Origin of the sequence: Mucilaginibacter sediminis (assembly GCF_051903035.1) — a bacterium.
Lineage (GTDB): Bacteria > Bacteroidota > Bacteroidia > Sphingobacteriales > Sphingobacteriaceae > Mucilaginibacter.
Genome location: NZ_CP170602.1, coordinates 4122825 through 4142717 on the forward strand (window position 1 = coordinate 4122825; position 19893 = coordinate 4142717).

General features: G+C 43.5%; 14 protein-coding genes. 9 read left to right on the plus strand and 5 right to left on the minus strand.

Annotated features, from left to right (window positions below; genetic code table 11):
* Positions 1-99: 99 nt before the first annotated feature.
* From ACFGVS_RS16805 to ACFGVS_RS16815, 3 genes are all read right to left on the minus strand, one after another.
* The gene (locus ACFGVS_RS16805; protein WP_439694817.1) at positions 100-1659 is read right to left on the minus strand and encodes a RagB/SusD family nutrient uptake outer membrane protein; all 1560 of its coding nucleotides are present in this window, start codon (positions 1657-1659) and stop codon (positions 100-102) included.
* 20 nt (positions 1660-1679) lie between these two features.
* Positions 1680-4958 (minus strand): TonB-dependent receptor, encoded by a 3279-nt coding sequence (locus ACFGVS_RS16810; protein WP_439694818.1) that lies wholly within the window; start codon positions 4956-4958, stop codon positions 1680-1682.
* A gap of 221 nt (positions 4959-5179) precedes the next feature.
* Positions 5180-6274: a FecR family protein gene (locus ACFGVS_RS16815; protein WP_439694819.1), complete on the minus strand. Its 1095-nt coding sequence runs from the start codon at positions 6272-6274 to the stop codon at positions 5180-5182.
* A 222-nt stretch (positions 6275-6496) separates the two neighbouring features.
* Here ACFGVS_RS16815 and ACFGVS_RS16820 point away from each other — a divergent pair, with 222 nt between their 5' ends.
* The 3 genes from ACFGVS_RS16820 to ACFGVS_RS16830 all read left to right on the plus strand — a co-directional run bounded on the left by ACFGVS_RS16820 (position 6497) and on the right by ACFGVS_RS16830 (position 8829).
* Positions 6497-7519, plus strand: coding sequence for a PDDEXK nuclease domain-containing protein (locus ACFGVS_RS16820; RefSeq protein ID WP_439694820.1), 1023 nt, complete (start codon positions 6497-6499; stop codon positions 7517-7519).
* A gap of 190 nt (positions 7520-7709) precedes the next feature.
* A complete protein-coding gene (locus tag ACFGVS_RS16825; protein WP_274211354.1) occupies positions 7710-8384 on the plus strand; it encodes a cyclase family protein in 675 nt (224 codons plus the stop codon).
* An 85-nt stretch (positions 8385-8469) separates the two neighbouring features.
* Complete coding sequence (locus tag ACFGVS_RS16830) at positions 8470-8829, plus strand: hypothetical protein (RefSeq protein ID WP_274211353.1); 360 nt, start codon at positions 8470-8472, stop codon at positions 8827-8829.
* Between the two features lie 146 nt (positions 8830-8975).
* On the opposite strand, the gene ACFGVS_RS16835 is transcribed toward ACFGVS_RS16830, so the two are convergent.
* Both ACFGVS_RS16835 and ACFGVS_RS16840 read right to left on the minus strand, forming a co-directional pair.
* Complete coding sequence (locus ACFGVS_RS16835) at positions 8976-9566, minus strand: RNA polymerase sigma-70 factor (RefSeq protein WP_439694821.1); 591 nt, start codon at positions 9564-9566, stop codon at positions 8976-8978.
* 49 nt (positions 9567-9615) lie between these two features.
* Complete coding sequence (locus tag ACFGVS_RS16840; RefSeq protein WP_439694822.1) at positions 9616-10791, minus strand: aldose epimerase family protein; 1176 nt, start codon at positions 10789-10791, stop codon at positions 9616-9618.
* Positions 10792-11098: 307 nt separating this feature from the next.
* On the opposite strand from ACFGVS_RS16840, the gene ACFGVS_RS16845 reads away from it, so the two are divergent.
* The 6 genes from ACFGVS_RS16845 (at position 11099) to ACFGVS_RS16870 (ending at position 19811) form a co-directional block, all read left to right on the plus strand.
* Positions 11099-11800: an NUDIX hydrolase gene (locus tag ACFGVS_RS16845; RefSeq protein WP_439694823.1), complete on the plus strand. Its 702-nt coding sequence runs from the start codon at positions 11099-11101 to the stop codon at positions 11798-11800.
* Positions 11801-11907: 107 nt separating this feature from the next.
* Positions 11908-13626 (plus strand): ribulokinase, encoded by a 1719-nt coding sequence (locus tag ACFGVS_RS16850; protein ID WP_439694824.1) that lies wholly within the window; start codon positions 11908-11910, stop codon positions 13624-13626.
* Positions 13623-14321, plus strand: coding sequence for an L-ribulose-5-phosphate 4-epimerase (locus ACFGVS_RS16855; protein WP_090640978.1), 699 nt, complete (start codon positions 13623-13625; stop codon positions 14319-14321). The genes ACFGVS_RS16850 and ACFGVS_RS16855 overlap by 4 nt, the downstream gene beginning before the upstream one ends.
* A 2-nt stretch (positions 14322-14323) precedes the next feature.
* Entirely contained in the window at positions 14324-15691 is a 1368-nt protein-coding gene (locus ACFGVS_RS16860) for a glycoside hydrolase family 27 protein (protein ID WP_439694825.1), read from the plus strand.
* A gap of 156 nt (positions 15692-15847) precedes the next feature.
* The gene (gene araA, locus ACFGVS_RS16865) at positions 15848-17338 is read left to right on the plus strand and encodes an L-arabinose isomerase (protein WP_439694826.1); all 1491 of its coding nucleotides are present in this window, start codon (positions 15848-15850) and stop codon (positions 17336-17338) included.
* Between the two features lie 766 nt (positions 17339-18104).
* Entirely contained in the window at positions 18105-19811 is a 1707-nt protein-coding gene (locus ACFGVS_RS16870; RefSeq protein ID WP_439694827.1) for a sodium:solute symporter family transporter, read from the plus strand.
* Positions 19812-19893: the final 82 nt, after the last annotated feature.

Consider the following 19893-nt stretch of genomic DNA (forward strand, 5'->3'; position numbering starts at 1 on the left):
AGCTGCACCGTTTATAAAAAACGGCACAGCTTTAACCTAATCTGTGTTTATTTTATGCAGAGGCGTAAACAAGCGCCCCTGCATAACATTTAACCTTACTTAATAAGTAGCGTTTTGTTTAAAACCAGGGTTGTTATCAATTTCTGATTGCGGGATAGGAAAATATTCGCGGCCTGCCTGGTAAGTATTAAACTCGGCATCGCGCGATTTTAATAAAGCCAGTTTGGCCGGATCCTGCAACCATCCCCAACGGCGTATATCATCAAAACGGTGACCTTCCAAACAAAACTCCAATAACCTTTCATGTGCAAGCTGATCGCGCATCTGTGCCTGGTTCATGCCCGGCTTGGTAGTTGCCAGATCGGGCAGCTTGGCACGGGTACGCACCATCTGTATGTACGGATAAGCCTGTGCTGTTTGGCCGGTCTCGTTCAGGCATTCGGCATACATCAGCAATACATCGGCGTAGCGCATAATCCTTTCGTTAATGCCCGAGCGCCAGTCAAATTCATCAGCACGGGTATCACCGTTTTCATATTTGCGGCAAAATATGTCGTTCAAATCGGCAGGGTTATTCTTGTACCTGTCAAAAAACGATTGGCCATACAAGGTCTCGCCGGGTTTGTTGTAATAAATGGTGGCATCAACCCTTGGATCAACGTTACCGTCAACTGTTTTTTCGATCATGTATTCGTTCAATGCCGAAAATGTAGGTTGCACGTCTGTCCACCCAAAACTGCGCGGAGCAAATGTAATGGCCCTTGCCGATGTACGGCCCCAGGTTGATACCGGCGCACCGCCCCAGCCAAGGTCTGTACCCCCGGCGTCGCGTGAAAACTGCACTTCAAATATCGATTCTGAATTATTTTCGTTAGCTTCGGTAAAATTGTCTTTGTAGTTTGCAACCAGGCTGTACACGTTTGCGTCAATAATCGCTTTAAACTGCGTAGCGGCTCCGGCAAAATCTTTGTTAAACAATAAAGCTTTGCCCAGGAATGCCATGGCGGCGCCTTTAGTGGCACGACCAATCTGGCCTGCATCCGGTCCGTTGGTTGATGTGTAGGATGCCGGCAGCAAAGCAGCAGCCGCGGTAAAATCATCTTCTACCTGTTTCCAGCCTTCGGCCTCGGTTGATTGTTTTACAAAATAATCGGCCGATGTTTTTACATAATGGGTAGGCAACGATACCTTGCCAAAAAAGTTAACCAGGTGAAAAAAGTACAATCCCCTTAAAAAATGGGCCTGGCCAAGTATGCGGCTTTTTAAGCCGGCATCCATTGTAATGTTGGGCACATTATCCAGCACCTGGTTGGCACGGGCAACACCTTCGTAATATGCGCCATAAGCCCAGCCGTAGCCAGCCCCATCGGCAGTACCTAATGCAAAACGGCCAATGTTATAAAATGCTGTCCATGGGCTGTTGCTGCGTACATCATCGCCCCTGATATCCAGCATAGCCGGTGTAAAACGCATGTAAGTACCATCAATAATTAAACTGCCATAAGCGGCATTTAAGCCAGCGATAGCATCGGCCTGCGTTTTCCAGAATGACGCTGCTGTTTGCTGATTTGGATTTACCTGGTCTAACTTCTTAGTACAGGCGCTAAGGCATACTACAGCTGCGAATGCCCATATAAAATATTTTGTGTTTGTTTTCATGACTCTGTTTTTAATAAATTTTACAATCCTACCTGTACACCTAACATAACCGTTCTTGGATTTGGAAACGATCCATAATCATAACCACGGCTAAATAAACCGTCGCTTATAAAATCAGGGTCGTAGCCACGGTATTTAGAAATGATCAATAAATTCTGACCAGACAGATACACTCTTAAGCTGCTGAAAACATGTGTTTTATTTAAAATATTTTTAGGTATGGTATAACCTAACTGCGCGTTTTGTAATTTGATATAGCTGCCGCTTTCCACAAAACGATCAGAGAAGCGCGAGTTGCCGTTCGGGTCGCCAATGATTGGTCGCGGTATGTTGGTATTGGTGTTTGTCGGGGTCCAGAAATTCAGTTCGGCTGTTGATGAGTTGCCGTACTGGCCAACCATCAGGTCGTGATACACACCGTTAAATACCTTGTTGCCAGCGCTGCCTTGCAGAAAAAACGATGCATCAAAGTTTTGGTACGATGCCCCCACGTTTAAGCCGTAGTAAAGTTTTGGAATTACCGAACCCAGGTAAACCCTGTCGGCATCAGTAATCACATGGTCGCCGTTAACGTCTTTAAATTTAACATCGCCTGGCGCGGCCAATGTTTGAGTAGCGTGACTGGTAATATCGGCCTGGTTTTGGAAAATGCCTTCAGTAACAAAGCCATATAGCTCGCCTACTTCGCGGCCAACTTCAGTTTTACTGCCCGCGCCGTATATAGGGTTGTTGGTACCGCCCAATTTTAATACTTTATTTTTAAGCGTGCTGACATCGGCTTTAATATTTAACTGTAGTTTGTCAATATTTTCGTGATAGTTCAACGTAAACTCAACGCCCTTGTTTTGTGTGGATGCTGCATTGGTTACTACTGTATTAGGAACCGAACCTACCGATAAAGGCAAAGGAATACTGGCTAAAATATCGGTTGCTTTTTTATAAAAATACTCGGCAGTAAATGTAAGCTTCTCTTGAAAAATACCTAAATCAATAGCAGCGTTGCTCGTAGTTGTTGCTTCCCATTTAACATTTGGATCGGCCACTGAAATTACTGCTGCCCCCGGGGCCAATGTATTACCAAAAACATAACTGGCATTGCCATTTATATAACCTGTATTAAGGTAGTTACCAAAATTTTGATTCCCTAATGAGCCGTAACCGCTCCTTAGTTTTAAACTACTGATAAATGATGGCAGATGGAAAGCCTTTTCGTTGCCTACATTCCAAGCTACGGCAACCGAAGGGAAGTTACCATAATGATGGGCAGATCCAAACCTTGATGAACCATCCCGCCTGAAGTTTACGGTTAACAAGTAACGGCTATCGTAATTATAGTTTAACCTGCCAAAGTATGATAATAATGTGCTGGCATCTTTATAACCATCTAACCCTTTTGAGGTTGGATCGGCAATGGAGCCAAAAGTAAAAAACTGAAGGCTGCCGGCGGCCGATGCTGTACCGGTAACAAACTGGTTATGATCTTCCTGGTATGATGTACCCGCCAAAACATCCAGCTTATGTTTGCCTGCGGTTAACTGGTACGATAAGGTATTTTCAACCAGGCCGGTATGCGCGTTACCGTTTTGATCATTAAGGTAATACTTGGTATTCAGGTAGTAAAAACCAAGGTCGTATGATGGTTCGTAATGGAAGTTCTCATAATCGGTACGGTCGTAGCTTACGTTAACCTTGTATTTAAGGTTTTTAACCAGTTCCAGTTCGCCCCAAAAGTTACCAAACATCCTGTTACGGTTGCTATAATCGGTTACCAGGTTATTCATACCAATAACGTTAAGGGTAATAGCCCTTTGCGTTACGTTATCGCTGCCCCCGTAGCCACCCAGCCTGTTAGGGTCATAAACCGGCATAGTTGGTATAGCGGTCAGCATGCTGGTAAGGCCGCCGCCAAATACCGCGTGCGAACTTGTAATAGCCGGGTTATTTTTGTGCGATTGGGTGTAAGCTGTTTTACCACCAAAGCTAAATATGCCTTTTTTACCCTGGAAACTTCCTGTAAAGTTATAACGCTTGTAGCTTTGCGGGCCCGATAGTGTACTGGTATTATCAAAATACCCAAGGCCAACATTATAGCTTATAGCATCGCTGCCGCCAGATAAGTTCAGGTTATGATCCTGTATTTTACCGGTTTTAAACATTTCCTTTTGCCAGTCGGTATTGGTTTTACTGATGAAAGCGGCGTTTGAAGGGTCATTTGCCGGGGCTATGGTTAAGCCGGCATTTAACTCCGCTGCGGTAGTTATTTTTTGATAACCCACCCTATCGGTAACATCCATCCGTTTGGCAATATTTTGCAGGCCGTAGTAGCCGTTATAATTAACTCTTAAAGGACCCGATTTTCCTTTTTTAGACGTGATAATAACTACACCTGTAGCAGCACGCGAACCATAAATTGCAGCTGCGGATGCATCTTTTAATACCTGTATGGTTTCTATATTATCGGTAGGGAAATCAAACGGGGCATCAACGGGTACGCCATCAATAACAAACAGGGGGCTATTGTTGCCAAATGTAGATATACCCCTGATTTTGATTTGTACAAAACCACCCGGCTCGCCAGATCCCTGTACGCTTACGCCGGCTGCCTGGCCCTGTAATAGCTTGGCCACATCATATGATGCTGTTTTTTTGGCATTATCAACGTTTACTACCGATACAGAGCCTGTAAGGTCTTTCTTTTTTACCGATCCGTACCCTACAACAATAACTTCGTTTAATGAATTTGACGATGCTTTAAGCTGAACATTAAGCGACGAACTGCCATTTAACGGTACTTCCTGCGTAGTATATCCTATAAACGAAAACACCAACACCACGTTACTGGCGCTGGCATCCGGAATGTTCAGTACATACCTTCCCTGCACATCAGTTTGCGAACCGGCGCTTGTTCCTTTTACTTTGATGCTTACGCCGGGCATAGGCATACCAGCCTCGTCGGTAACCTTACCGGTTACGGTAAGTATCGATACTGTGGCACCTTTTTCTGACAGTATCACCAGGTTATTTTCGCTCAGCTTGTAAACCAGGTTGGTTTTGGCAAGCAGGGCGGCCATTGTTTCATCTAACGATGCATTGGCAACGTTAAGACTGGCGGGCAATTCATTTTTTGCCAGTATATCGTCGTTATACAAAAAGCGGTAGTCAGATTTTTTTTCGATCTCCTTGAACGCCTTCTTTAAGGTAACATTCTGGAAATTAACATTGATAACTGTCTGGCCATATCCTTTTGCAAAAACCTGAAATGACGATACAATCACCAGGGCAAGGATAAATTTAAACATAAGAAATATTTTCAAAAATTGGTTTAACCGCACTTGGTTAATGCGGGGTACATTTTTTTTCATAATTTAGCATTAAGGTTGTTTTAACTATTTGGTTTTCAAAAGGGCTGGTAGTTAACTTTTACCGTATTAGCGGGGGAATGGTGGAACATTCTTCCGCTTTTTGGTTTTCAGTTTAGATACTTATTTAAGCATAGGCTATTTGATTAATGGTTTAATGGTTAATAAATTAAAACTTGATTATTGTCGGTTTTATAATGGAAGTAGGTTGTTGTTTTAAGTGCTTTTAAAGCTTTGGCTATGGTTTCGTTTTTAAACTTGCCGGTAAACCTTAATTTTTTCAGGTCATCGTTTTTAAAAACAATGGTAACATTATAGCGGCGTTCCAGCTGTTTGGCCAGGCTTTCAAAGTCTTCGGCGTCAAAGGCCAGCTTGTTTTCAACCCACAGGGCTTCAGAAGGCAGCGTGTCTTTTTTTGCCTGATGAATCTGCCCCAAAACCATCAATGGCGTTTCTTCGGTTATGCTTTTATCTGATGGCACTAAAGCCTTGCCGGTTAAAACAGGCTGCTCATTATTAATGGTGAGCTTATCGGCGGCTTTTAAAATAATCTTTTTCTCGGGGGTTTTTAAAATGGTTAATTCTATACGCCCATGTATCAGCGATGCTTCGGATGTTTTATCGTTGTTATAGGCCCTTACATTAAATCGGGTACCCAGTACTTTAATGCTGATTGTTGATGTGGTAACTATAAACGGGTGTTGAGCATCTTTAACCACATCAAACAGCGCCTCGCCCTGCAGGCTAACTTTTCTTTGTTCAAGCCCGTAGCTGGCATCGTAAATTAGTTTACTACCGGCGTTTAACCATACCCTGGTGCCATCAGACAGCTGAATTTTACTGATCCCGTTTTGTGGAGCGGTTATTTGGTTTGACTTAACAGGACCTGTTACATCTTTTTTGTTTATCAAAATAAACACCAACGCAAAACAAGCGGCCACTACCATCGAAAAAAACTTAAGAAACTTAATAATGCCCGATCTGGATTTACCGTGCTCCTGGTTTTCTGATTGGGCCAACTCGTCGGCCTCTGCTTTATCGGCTACGTCAAGTTTATCTTCAAAGGCAGCCCATTTAGCTTCCAACTTGTCGTCGGCTTTTATTTTATTTTCTTCGCGCCATAAATTTTCCAGTAAATCAACCGGGTATAAATCGGTACCGCCTTGCCGCAAAAGTTCTTCAAGTTCGGCCAGCTCTTCGGCGGTAGCCTCCCCACTTAACTTTTTACCAATAAGTATCCAGATATTGTTGATCATTATTTACGTCTCTCTAATTGTAAAGACTGTAATTAATGGCAACACCCTGGTGGGAAATGAAAATTATTTTTTTAAATATTGTGGTATGTCCGGCTAATTCAAACGCCCTCTATTTGGCGTTTGGGTTACTGTTTCGCTTTTTTTATAAGTGAAGTTGCGTGTGATGGTCTTTTTGTATACGTTAGCAATCAAATAATTAAAAAGTTAGTATTACTATTTATAATGAGCGACATAGACCGTATAAAACCAATAACTAACGATATTAAGAACCTGATTGATAGTAGCAGGCTTGATGTAGCTTTGGCTGTCAACAGCGAAATTACATTGCTTTATTGGAAAGTTGGCCAACGGATTAATGAAGAGGTTCTGCAAAACTCAAGGGCTGAGTATGGCAAACAAATTGTTGTTATGCTATCTCAGCAATTGACTGAAGTTTTTGGCAAAGGCTGGGGCGAAAAACATTTAAGGCTTTGTATCCAGTTTGCCGAGGTCTTTCCCGATATAGAGATTGTCTACGCGCTGCGTAGACAATTGAGTTGGACACATCTAAGAATGTTAATTCCTATTGAAAACTCATTAAAAAGAGATTTTTATGTTGAGGTGTGTAAGCTTGAAAAGTGGTCATCCAGGCAACTACAGGAACGCATTAAATCTATGTTGTATGAGCGAACTGCAATAAGCAGAAAACCCGAAGAAACAATTCAAAATGATTTAGATACGCTCAGAGCCGAGGAGAAAGTAACCCCTGATCTCGTTTTTAGAGATCCGTATTTTTTAGATTTCCTTGGATTGGCTGATACTTATTCTGAGCGGGACCTTGAAACTTCAATTATAGCAGAACTACAGCGTTTTATCATAGAGTTGGGATCAGACTTTGCATTTATGTCCCGGCAAAAAAGGATTACTATTGATAATCGCGACTACTACATTGATCTGTTATTTTTTCATCGCCGATTGAAATGCCTTGTGGCCATAGATCTCAAAATTGGTGAATTTGAAGCAGGTTACAAGGGACAAATGGAGTTATATCTACGCTATCTGGAAAGATATGAAAGAGTAGAAGGTGAAAATACACCAATAGGCTTAATTCTTTGCGCCGGAAAAAATGAAGAGCATGTTGAGTTAATGCAGTTACATCAAAGCAATATCAGAGTTGCCGATTATTTGACCATATTACCCTCACAAGAAATTTTGCAGCAAAAATTACACAAAGCGATAGAAATAGCAAAAAGTAAAATTATATAAAGACCACTTAATTAATTACTCATACGATAGTAGTGATTAAATAATAAATTCGATCATCTTATCAGGAAATTCGGTCAGCTATTAAAATCCCAGACACTGCCTGGGAATCTCCAATCTGAAGAGTGTTCGAATTTTTTAAGAAACAAGGTATTCAAGTTAAATTCACCCAAAAACCATCATTTCCCCGTCCATGAAACAATCCAATAACAACCCCAAACTGGTAGATCTCAGCCACGTTATTTTCGACGGATTGATAACCTATAAAGGCCTGCCAGCCCCAATCATTTGCGATTATTTAAGCCGCGAAAAATCAAAAGAGTTTTATGAAACCGGTACCGAATTCCAGATAGGAAAAATTGAAATGGTAACCAATACGGGCACATACATTGATTGCCCTTTCCACCGGTTTGAGCACGGCGCCGATATGTCTGAAGTTTCTTTAGAACAATTTGCCAACCTTGAGGCCACCACCATAAATGCCTGCAATGTAACGGCAATTGGCCCCGATTTCTTTCGTGATAAAGAAGTTCGGGGTAAGGCAGTAATTGTATTTACCGGCTGGAGCAAACACTGGAATACCGATACCTATTTTGAAAACCACCCCTACCTTACAGCCGAAGCTGCCCAATATTTAAAAGAACAGGAAGTAAAATTGGTTGGTATAGATAGCCATAACATTGATGATACTACAGGCAAAAGCCGGCCGGTACACACCACTTTATTGGGCGCGGGGATTTTAATAGTAGAGCATTTATGTAACCTGGACAAACTCCCCCCGGATGGTTATAAATTTAACGCCGTGCCACCTAAGTTTAAAGGTGTGGGCACTTTTCCGGTAAGGGCTTACGCGATGGTGGCGGGCTGACGAGGAAGCTTCGTGGTGTTAACAAAGCAATTTTCAATAGCCTGTTTAGCTTTATATACCAGATAGTTGATTAAAAAATAATAAAATGACCAGGAAAATATTATCGGTAATTGTGGGCTACATTGTATTTGCAGCAAGCTCGGTTTTGCTGTTTAAGTTAACGGCACAGCCTCCTCACCAGGATGCGCCACTCACTTTTAAAATGTTGACCATAGTTTACGGCACATTTTTTTCGGTTTTAGCCGGATTTATATTGCAATTGATAGCCAGGCAAACAAAACTTACACTAAATTTCATTTTAGCTTTGGTTATCTTTTTGCTGGCAGCCATCTCAATGCTGACATCTGCCAGCAGCCATTGGACGCAGCTATTTGCTATGTTGATTTTTGCGCCGGTATCTATTTTAGGTGGGTATTTAAAGCTTAAGTTGATCAGCAAAAAATAAAGCGGAAAAAGAAACCGCTACTGAAGCATATCACAACCAAATTAAAGAAGCAACAGACCTGTTTATTATGGCCAGATTAGCCACCCTGTAACTCATACATAGGCAAACAGGCTGCCTTTGAAAGCATAAACAGATGCCATCCCCCATTATTTTTCAGAAACCACCTTTCCCTGAGCAGGCAGCTGGTCTTTTTGCGAGTTAACTATCCCGACCGAAATTTGCCGCAGCGCATTGCCCATATGATATTCTACCGTTTTTATGGATAGGCCTAACAGTTCGGCAACTTCGCGATATTTAAGGCCATCTTCTTTTACCAGTTTAAAAACCAGTTTGCATTGGTCGGATAATTTACTGAGCGAATTGTTGATAAGCGCTGTAGTATCACTACATATCAGCCGGTCTTCGCCTGTAGCTGCCGAATCGGCAATGTCTACCTCAACATCATCAATATTTACCTGGTTCAGCTTCGCTTTTGAAACATGTGTTAATGATTTATTTTTAACCGACATATAGCAATAGTTACTAAAATTACCAATATCGGTTAGCCTCGCGCGCTGCATCCAAAGGTTTAAAAACACGTCGTCTATGATCTCCTCGGCGGCCTCATCGGTTTTTACAAACGATTTGGCAAACCAAAATAATTTGCTGTAATAAAACAGGTACACCCTTTTAAAGGATGCCCTGTTGTTATTTAAAGCAATATCATTTAGCAGATATTTTATTTCGGTATCCAACATCTCAATTCGGGATAATAATCATCAAACGATAACACTAATTAAACAAGGCCTACTTATTACTGAATTTGTAAATGGTTGTAGTATGATAAGTTTGCCCAGGCTTTAACACGGTTGATGCAAACGCAGGCTGGTTTGGCGCATCAGGAAAATGCTGCGTCTCCATGCAAAATGCCGAACGGTGCGGGTAAGATTTACCGCCTTTACCGTCTTTGGTTGCACCGGTTAAAAAGTTACCGCTATAAAACTGCAGGCCCGGTTCGTCGGTATATATGTCCATCACAATACCTGTTTTTGGGCTGCTTACAGTAGCTATAGATTTGGTGATATCATGCTTATTAAGCGCAAAGTTATGATCGTAGCCTTTACCATTTTTCAGTTGGTCGTCCTTATCGTTAATGTTGGCACCAATGGCTTTTGCAGTAGTAAAATCAAAAGGCGTGCCTTTTACCGGCTGTAATTTCCCTGTCGGGATCAGTGTGGTATCAACCGGTGTTATGTTGTCGGCATCAATTTTCACTATGTTATCTAAAATAGTAGAGTCGCCCGCGCCGTTCAGGTTAAAATAGGCATGGTTGGTAAGGTTCACTATGGTAGTTTTATCTGTTGTAGCCGTATATTCTATCTTAAGCGCGTTATCAGCTGTTAAGGTGTATGTTACTTTACTTGTAAGCGTGCCGGGGTAACCGCCTTCACCGTCTTTAGATACATAAGTAAGGTTAAGGGTACTGTCGTTTGGTTGCGCGGCATCAAACACCTGTGCATAAAACCCTTTAAAGCCGCCATGCAGGGTATTAACACCATCGTTTATATCCAGTTGGTAAGCTTTGCCGTCAAGGCTAAATTTTCCTTTGCCTATGCGGTTACCATAACGGCCTATAATGGCGCCAAAAAATGGTTCTTTAGGCTTTTGGTAAGTTTTTACGCTATCATAGCCCAAAACCACATCGGTTAAAGCTGCTTTATTATCGGGTACCAGCAGGCTTACAACGCGGCCGCCATAATTGGTGATGGCTACGCTGGCGCCTTTGTTGTTTTTTAATGTGTAAAGCTTAACAGCCTTGCCGTTTATAGTAGCCTCAAAGTTTTTGGCATCAGGTGCCGCGGTGGCTACTGTTGATGTAGAATCTGCCGCTGCTTCCTTTTTTTCGGCCGGGCCACTGCAGCTTACCAATAGCGATAACGCGAAGCTGTAAAATAAGTACTGTTTTTTGAATACTTTTTGCATAATTCCTGAAAGTTTTTGTCGCTTTTTTAAACTTCTTTGAAGTTTTTGAGCGGTTTAACTGGTTATAATTTGGTGTTTGGTTTTGTGATTGGGGCAATTGGCCACCCTAATCAAAATCTAAGGTAGAATAAAATTTATTTAATTGTGAAAAAAACAATTAAAATATTTTTACTTTTATTGGTGTAAGCCAAACACCAATAAAGCCTGCTAAATCAATTTTAAAGCTGTTTTGCCAGTAAAATGGTATTATATTTAGATTTTTAGCGGTCAAAAAAATTACATTTGGCGCTTTTTTTTACCCCATCACATGCAAAAATACTCGAAACAAACGCGACTTTTACTGGCAGTTGACTGCATTATATTTGGATTTGATGGCGATACTTTAAAAATTCTGCTGATAAAAAGAGGGTTCCAGCCCGAGAAGGGGAACTGGAGTTTGATGGGTGGTTTTGTACAGGTTACCGAAAGCCTTGACCAGGCTGCCAACCGTATTTTAAAACAGCTTACCGGGCTCGAAGGCGTCTATTTAGAGCAATTACACACATTTGGCAGCACAAAACGCGATCCTATTGAACGCACCGTGTCAATTACCTACTTTGCATTAATAGATATAAATAAATACGAGATACAGCTAAGTAAAGATTACCACGCCGATTGGTTCCCGCTAAAACGCGTACCTAAACTCATTTTCGATCAGCAGGAAATGGTAGAGGCAGCCAAAAAACGCATCAGGTACAAGGCCGCCATGCACCCTATTTTGTTTGAACTTTTACCGGCAAGGTTTACAATTCCGCAATTGCAAACCCTTTACGAGAGCGTTTTTAACACCCAGATTGATAAACGCAATTTCAGCAAACGCGTTTTGGCCACGGGTTTACTCATTAAGCTAAACGATAAAGATAAATCCGGCTCAAAACGCGGCGCGTACTATTATCAGCTGAACATGCAAAATTATTATGCTAAATTTCAGGCATTTATGAATTTTATTCCCAACCCGGATACACTTTAAACTAAGCTTTTAAGCCCCTTGTTTCAGTAACAATTTAAATGTTTTTTAATAAAAATTTTTTATTGTAAAAAAATAAGTGTTACTTCAACACGAATTATTTAACCAATATGAGAGAAGACCAATTTGTGATTGGAGTGGACTATGGTTCCGACTCCGTTCGCTCCGTGTTAATCAACGCGCACAACGGCGAAGAAATAGCCTCATCTGTATTCAATTATCCGCGCTGGCAGCAAGGCTTATTTTGCAAACCGGCCGAAAACCAGTTCAGGCAACACCCTCTTGACTATATAGAAGGATTAGAAACTACTATAAAAGATTGTATTGCAAAGGCAGGCGGAGCCGAAGTAGCCAAAGCAGTAAAAGGTTTATCGGTAGATACTACCGGATCGACCCCAATAGCGGTTGATAAAACAGGTACGCCATTAGCTTTAACCCCCGGTTTCGAGCAAAACCCCAATGCCATGTTCATTTTATGGAAAGACCATACCTCGGTATTGGAAGCCGCCCAGATAAACGAACATGCTACAAAATTTGATATCAATTATTTAAAATATGTTGGCGGCATCTACTCATCCGAGTGGTTTTGGGCCAAATTACTGCATATTGTAAGGGTTGACGCCCAGGTACGCGACGCCCTGCACTCGTGGGTAGAACATTGCGACTGGATCCCATTCCTGTTAACCGGAGGTACCGATGTTAAAGAAATTAAACGTGGCCGGTGTTCTGCCGGCCATAAAGCCTTATGGGCCGAGGAATTTGGCGGCTTACCACCCGATGAATTTTTCTCGTCGCTTGATCCGTTATTGACAGGTATCACCGGTAAGCTATTTAAAGATACTTACACCGCCGACGAAGCCGCAGGAACACTGAGCGCAGAATGGGCCGAAAAATTGGGCTTATCTACCGATGTTATTGTAGGTACCGGTGCTTTCGATGCGCACATGGGCGCGGTAGGCGGCCAAATTGAGCCATACCATTTAAGTAAAGTAATGGGTACATCCACCTGCGATATTTTGGTTGCACCATCTGTTGAGGTTGAAGGCAAGCTGGTAGCCGGTATTTGCGGACAGGTAAATGGCTCGGTTATACCAGGGATGACAGGGTTAGAAGCTGGTCAGTCGGCCTTTGGCGACACTTATGCATGGTTTAAAAATGTGCTTTTATGGCCTTTAAATAACCTGTTATCGCAGTCAGCCATTATAGATACAGCAACCGCCGAGGCGTTAAAAGCCGAAATGGCCGAACTGATCATCCCTGAATTAAGCCGCCAGGCCGATTTGTTGCCTTTGGATTTTGATAACGAATTATCTATCGATTGGTTTAACGGCCGCCGTACACCGGATGCCAACCAGGAATTAAAAGGCGCAATAACCGGCTTAGGCTTAGGCAGCGATGCACCGCGCGTATTCCGCTCATTGGCCGAAGCTACCTGCTTTGGGGCTAAAAGCATTGTGGAGCGTTTTATCAGCGAAGGTATCCCGGTTAAAGGGATCATTGGTATTGGTGGAGTGGCTAAAAAGTCGCCGTTTGTAATGCAGATGATGGCCGATGTATTGGGTATGCCTATCCGCATTCACCAGTTTAAACATACCTGTGCTTTGGGCGCGGCCATGTTTGCAGCTGTTGTTGCCGGCATTTATCCAACGGTTGAGGATGCCATGCAGGGTATGGGCCGCGGATTTGATGTAGAGTATTATCCAAATAAAGAAAAAGAGGCCTTATACCTGGCCCGTTACAATAAATACAAAACCTTAGGCAGTTTTATAGCGCAGCAAATAGCTGCAAAAGCTACCCACGGCGTTAAAGATAATTCTGTTTTGGCATGAGTAAGTATCAACACATAAAACAAGCGGCTTATGAAGCCAATATGCAGCTGCCCAAATTGGGGCTGGTGCTTTTCACCTTTGGCAACGTAAGCGCTGTAGATAGGGAACTGGGCGTTTTCGCTATAAAACCAAGCGGTGTACCTTACGAAGATCTATCGCCCGAGAAAATGGTGATCGTTGATTTTGATGGGGTTACTGTAGAGGGCGATCTGCGCCCATCGTCAGATACAAAAACCCATGCCGTACTTTATAAACACTGGCCAAACATTGGGGGTATTGTGCATACACACTCCACTTATGGTACTGCCTGGGCGCAATCGCAACGTGATATTCCTATCTTCGGCACCACACATGCCGACCACCTGACAGCCGACATCCCTTGTGCACCGCCTATGAGCGATGAAATGATTGAGGGCGACTACGAGTACCAAACCGGTTTCCAGATCATGGATCATTTTACAGCTGCCGGCCTGGATTATAACGAAGTAGAAATGGTGTTGGTAGGCAACCATGCGCCATTTACCTGGGGCAAAACAGCACATAAAGCCGTTTATAACAGCGCCGTTTTAGAAGCTGTTGCCCAAATGGCCTACTTAACCGAGCAAATTAATAACCAGGCCCCACGTTTAAAGGACTCGCTTATCAAAAAACATTTTGAGCGTAAACACGGACCAAACTCATACTACGGCCAATAATTATGAAATCATTACGCTATATCATTATACTGGCAGCCGGTCTGCTGGGAGCACAGGCATCATCGGCACAAACCGTTGCTGCTACGCCGCCTATGGGTTGGAACAGCTATAACTGCTTCGGCTCGGCTGTACATGAGGATGAAGTAAAGGCCAATACCGACTATATGGCCCAAAACCTGAAGCAACATGGCTGGGAGTACATTGTGGTCGATTTTTTATGGTCGTACGATAACCCGCCGGGCAGCAATATTGGTAACCCGTTTCAATTACGCTTGCAGGATGGCTCCTATGTGCCCTGGCTTACTATGGACCAATGGGGACGTTTAACGCCGCAGCCTACCAAATTCCCTTCGGCTTTTGGAGGCAATGGCTTTAAGCCTTTAAGCGATTACGTACACGCCAAAGGATTAAAATTTGGCATCCACGTAATGCGTGGTATTCCAAGGCAAGCATACTGGTCAAAATCACCTGTTAAAGGCACCAACGGTATCACTGCCGATATGGTGGCCGATACCAACAGCAAATGCCCCTGGATGAACCACATGTACGGACTGGACATGAAAAAGCCCGGTGCGCAGGAATATCTTAACTCTATTTTAGAATTATATGCCTCATGGGGCGTAGATTTTATTAAGGTAGATGACCTATCGCGCCCTTATAGTAATGCCGAGGTGGAAGGCTACCAAAAAGCCATTCAAAATTGTGGCAGGCCGATAGTATTAAGCCTTTCGCCGGGCGAAACTCCGGTTGCACAGGCGGCACACGCTACCCAATATGCCAATATGTGGCGCATGGCCGATGATTTTTGGGATAACTGGAAAGAGATATTGCACATGTTTGATTATGCCAAAAGCTGGGAAGGTGTAAGCGGCCCCGGTCATTGGCCCGATTGCGATATGATACAAATTGGCAAGCTAAGTAAACGCGGCCCTGTTGGGCAGGAGCGCTACAGCCGCTTTACCCAGGATGAAGAAATTACCCACATGACCTTTTGGAGCATTTTCCGCTCGCCGTTAATGATTGGCGGCAACATGCCCGAGAACCGCGACTTTGAACTAAAGCTATTTACCAACGATGAGGTTTTGGCAGCCAACCAAAAAGGGGCCAATCCCAAACAGTTGTATAAAAAAGATGGCGCCATGGTTTGGTATTCCACCATCCCCGGCAGCAAAGATGTTTACGTGGCCCTTTTTAACATTGGCGATGTAAATAAAGGCGTTGCGGTTGATTTTGCTGCATTGGGCCTTAAAGGCAAAGTAAAGGTGCGCGACTTGTGGAAAAAACAAGATGTTGGCCAGTTTAATAAAACTTACCAGCAAAACATTAACCTGCACGGCGCGACGTTATTAAGGTTATCGCCGGCAAAATAATAATTATTGAATTATTGATTGACTGAATTATTGAATATAAAACCATTAACAAGCATGTATCGCGATTTTAATTTTTTATTCAATAGTTAATCAAGCAGTAATTTAATAATACAATGACTCAATAATTCATTAATTCAATAAATCACTAATTATAAAATGATCGATCTTAAAAAATTTGAAGTTTGGTTTATTACAGGAAGCCAAAACTTATATGGGGAAGAAACGCTGAAAAAAGTTGCCGAACACTCGCAGGAAATAGCTGCAGGCATTGATGCTACCGGCAATATCCCCGTTCGTGTGGTTTACAAACCTGTTGTAAAATCGACTGAAGAAATTTATGAAACCCTGCAGGCTGCCAACGTGGCCGAAAACTGTATCGGTATCATTACCTGGATGCACACATTTAGCCCGGCTAAAATGTGGATCCGTGGGTTAAGCATCCTTAAAAAACCGATGCTGCACCTGCATACCCAATATAACCGCGATATTCCATGGAGCAGTATAGATATGGATTTCATGAACCTGAACCAAAGCGCCCATGGCGACCGCGAGTTTGGTTTTATGGTGTCGCGTATGCGCATGAACCGTAAGGTGGTTGTTGGCCACTGGCAAGATCCCGAAGCCTTGGCCCAGATTGAAACCTGGACCCGCGCTGCTGCCGGCTGGTACGACTGGCAAGGCGCCAAATTTGTACGCTTCGGCGATAACATGCGTTTTGTAGCCGTTACCGATGGCGATAAAGTAGAGGCTGAATTAAAATTCGGTTTCTCGGTAAATACTTATGGTATCGGCGACCTGGTTGCGGTGATTAACGCGATAAGCGAAGAATCGGTTAGCGAACTGATAGAAGAATATGAGGCCACCTACACCATGGCCGACGACCTTAAAAAAGGCGGGGCTAAACATCAGTCGGTATATGATGCCGCTAAGATTGAGTTGGGGTTGCGCAAATTTTTGGTTGACGGAGGCTTTAAAGGCTTCTCGGATACGTTTGAAGACCTGCACGGCATGATCCAGCTGCCAGGTATTGCCGCCCAGCGCCTGATGGCCGATGGCTTTGGCTTTGCCGGCGAAGGCGATTGGAAAACTGCGGCCCTGGTACGCGCATTTAAAGTGATGGGTGCCGGCCTGCCAGGCGGTAACGCCTTCATGGAAGATTATACCTACCATTTTGACCCTAACAATGCGTTGGTATTAGGATCGCATATGCTGGAGGTTGACGCGTCATTAGCTAATGGCCAGGCATCGTTAGAAGTTCACCCGCTGGGAATTGGCGGCAAAGCCGATCCCGCGCGTTTGGTATTTAACGTGGCCGGCGGTGCAGCGCTAAATGCATCAATTGTGGATATGGGCAACCGTTTCCGCCTGCTGGTGAACGAGGTTGAAGCCGTTGAACCGGTTGAAGACCTGCCAAACCTGCCTGTAGCCCGTGTACTTTGGAAACCACTGCCCGACATGAAAACCGGCTGTGCAGCCTGGATTTACGGCGGCGGCGCTCACCATACCGCTTACAGCCAGAATTTAACAGCCGAGCATATGCAGGATTTTGCTGATATGGCGGGCATTGAATTTTTAAGGATTGGCAAGGACACAACCATACCACAATTCAGAAATGAGATTTTGTGGAACGAGGTTGCTTATAAATAGGAAGAAGAAGCCTCACCTAACTCCTCTCCAAAGGAGAGGGCTTTGATTTGCAGCTTTATTTTTAGTTCCCCTCTTGAGAGGGGGCGGGATGGAAAAGTGCGGGGGCAGGGGTGTGTTATACGAGCGATAAAACGAATGATGTCATTGCGAGGACATATCAGGATGATCCTGAAAAAAAAGGGATGACATGTCGGCTTTAGAGCCTCACAACAACCATGTCATTGCGAGCGTAGCGCGGCAATCGCGAACTGTGCAGATCCGCTGTGCATGCAACGAGGTTGCCGCGCTACGCTCGCAATGACATATTTATAACGAAGTTTCCGCGTTAGGGATAGCAGCGGATACCGGCCCGTGATTAAGGCCTGTGCAGTATGAGCGGATAGCCCGGGCCAAAGGCAACGCCCGGGGAAGTAAGGATTGAAGGATTAAGGATTATAACAAACAGTAATAAAATACTGTCATGCTGAGGTACGAAGGATCTATTCACAAACTTTTCTATCGGTTATGCATGGCTTACAATAGATCCTTCGCTATCGCTCAGGATGACAGAAAATGAAACTTGTCATGGGTAGGTACGAAGCATCTATTCGCGAACTGTTCTGTCGATCAGGCATGGCGTAGAATAGATCCTTCGTACCTCAGGATGACAATAGTTTAAAAACAATAATACTAAACACACAACCCACGATGGGATTCAGGTTGTGTGTTTTATATAAAAAAGCAAAAGAGAGAACGAAATACAATAAAACAAATTTAAACCCAATTTATGAACAAATTTTCAACCATTGATTACGTCATATTCGTGATCTATTTTATTGTGGTATCCAGTTATGGTTACTGGGTGTACAGCCGCAAAAAAAAGGCCAGCATATCGGCGAGTCATGATTTCTTTTTGGCCGAGGGTTCGCTTACCTGGTGGGCCATCGGGGCCTCGCTTATTGCATCCAACATTTCGGCCGAGCAATTTATCGGCACCAGCGGACAAGGTTTCGCGGTTGGTTTAGCTGTGGCGGCTTACGAGTGGGTGGCAGCAATAGCGCTCATTATAGTGGCCGTATGGTTTATCCCGGTATACCTGAAGAACAAGATTTTCACGATGCCGCAGTTTTTGCATACACGGTATAACGAAACGGTGAGCTTTATTATGGCCATCTTCTGGTTGTTTTTATACGTATTTGTTAACCTTACCAGTATATTATACCTGGGCGCACTGGCCATTAATAACCTGATAGGCGGCGACATTAGCTCGATGCACAATATCATCATTGCGCTGGCTGTGTTTGCCTTATTCATTACCCTTGGCGGTATGAAGGTTATTGGCTTTACCGATGTAATACAGGTATTGGTGCTTGTAATAGGTGGCCTGGCTACCACTTACATAGCCTTAACGCTGGTGAGCGATCATTTTGGTTTAGGCAAAGATGCTATAGCCGGTTTAAAAATGATGTTTAAAGACTCGCCCGAGCACTTTAAAATGATGATGGCTAAACCAAAACCAGACGCGCCACAAGCCGAAATTACCAAGTACCTGGCACTACCGGGCATAGCCATGTATTTTGCAGGCCAATGGATTGTGAACCTGAACTACTGGGGCTGTAACCAATACATTACCCAACGTGCTTTAGGTGCCGATTTAAAAACCGCACGTACAGGCATCCTGTTTGCCGGTTTGATGAAACTGGCCATGCCTATCATTGTGGTAATACCGGGTATTGCAGCTTATGTATTATACAAAAATGGTGGCTTGCAACACGAAATGGCATCGGGTGGACATTTCAATTCGGATAATGCGTACTCGGCTATATTGGGCTTTTTGCCTACCGGGCTTAAAGGCCTTTCGGTAGCGGCGCTTACTGCGGCTATTGTGGCTTCATTGGCTGGTAAAGCCAACAGTATATCTACCATTTTTACGCTGGATATTTATAAAAAGCACATGGTTAAGGATGCCGACGAGAAAAAGATGGTTTGGGTGGGTAAGCTCACGATTCTTGCTGCCCTTATATTCTCCATCATCCTTACCTGGAAAGATCTTTTAGGTATTGGCGGCGAAGGTGGCTTTACCTTTATCCAAAAATACACCGGCTTTATCAGCCCGGGTATCTTCGCCATATTCATTTTAGGGTTCTTCTGGAAACGTACTACAGGCGCGGCAGCCATCGCGGGTATCCTTACCGGCTTTGCTATGTCGGTACTGTTTAATAACTATGCACCGGCTTTATTTGGTCACGAAACCATCCTGTACACAGCCTTCCCTAATGGCAAAGGTGGCTGGGAAATTCCATTCCTGATTTGTATGGGCCTATCGTTCATGTTTACCATTATTGTGATGGTGATCATCAGCCTGGCCGGGCCAAAAATCAATCCTAAAGCTTTTGATATTCCGCGTGCTATGTTTAAGGTTGATAAACAAACCCTGGCATTAATTATAGTTACGCTGTTATTACTTACCATGCTTTATGCCAAGTTCTGGTAGTGTTAAGTCAACAGTACTAAGTCGTAAGTCTAAAGTTGAATTTTTTTTGGCTTAGAACTTAAGACTTTGGGCTAAAGACTAT

Excerpts from the sequence above, each read along its gene's own strand:
- ACFGVS_RS16805 (WP_439694817.1), bottom strand. The coding sequence starts at position 1,659 with ATGAAAACAAACACAAAATATTTTATATGGGCATTCGCAGCTGTAGTA.
- ACFGVS_RS16810 (WP_439694818.1), bottom strand. The coding sequence starts at position 4,958 with ATGTTTAAATTTATCCTTGCCCTGGTGATTGTATCGTCATTTCAGGTT.
- ACFGVS_RS16815 (WP_439694819.1), bottom strand. The coding sequence starts at position 6,274 with ATGATCAACAATATCTGGATACTTATTGGTAAAAAGTTAAGTGGGGAG.
- ACFGVS_RS16820 (WP_439694820.1), top strand. The coding sequence starts at position 6,497 with ATGAGCGACATAGACCGTATAAAACCAATAACTAACGATATTAAGAAC.
- ACFGVS_RS16825 (WP_274211354.1), top strand. The coding sequence starts at position 7,710 with ATGAAACAATCCAATAACAACCCCAAACTGGTAGATCTCAGCCACGTT.
- ACFGVS_RS16830 (WP_274211353.1), top strand. The coding sequence starts at position 8,470 with ATGACCAGGAAAATATTATCGGTAATTGTGGGCTACATTGTATTTGCA.
- ACFGVS_RS16835 (WP_439694821.1), bottom strand. The coding sequence starts at position 9,566 with ATGTTGGATACCGAAATAAAATATCTGCTAAATGATATTGCTTTAAAT.
- ACFGVS_RS16840 (WP_439694822.1), bottom strand. The coding sequence starts at position 10,791 with ATGCAAAAAGTATTCAAAAAACAGTACTTATTTTACAGCTTCGCGTTA.
- ACFGVS_RS16845 (WP_439694823.1), top strand. The coding sequence starts at position 11,099 with ATGCAAAAATACTCGAAACAAACGCGACTTTTACTGGCAGTTGACTGC.
- ACFGVS_RS16850 (WP_439694824.1), top strand. The coding sequence starts at position 11,908 with ATGAGAGAAGACCAATTTGTGATTGGAGTGGACTATGGTTCCGACTCC.
- ACFGVS_RS16855 (WP_090640978.1), top strand. The coding sequence starts at position 13,623 with ATGAGTAAGTATCAACACATAAAACAAGCGGCTTATGAAGCCAATATG.
- ACFGVS_RS16860 (WP_439694825.1), top strand. The coding sequence starts at position 14,324 with ATGAAATCATTACGCTATATCATTATACTGGCAGCCGGTCTGCTGGGA.
- araA (WP_439694826.1), top strand. The coding sequence starts at position 15,848 with ATGATCGATCTTAAAAAATTTGAAGTTTGGTTTATTACAGGAAGCCAA.
- ACFGVS_RS16870 (WP_439694827.1), top strand. The coding sequence starts at position 18,105 with ATGAACAAATTTTCAACCATTGATTACGTCATATTCGTGATCTATTTT.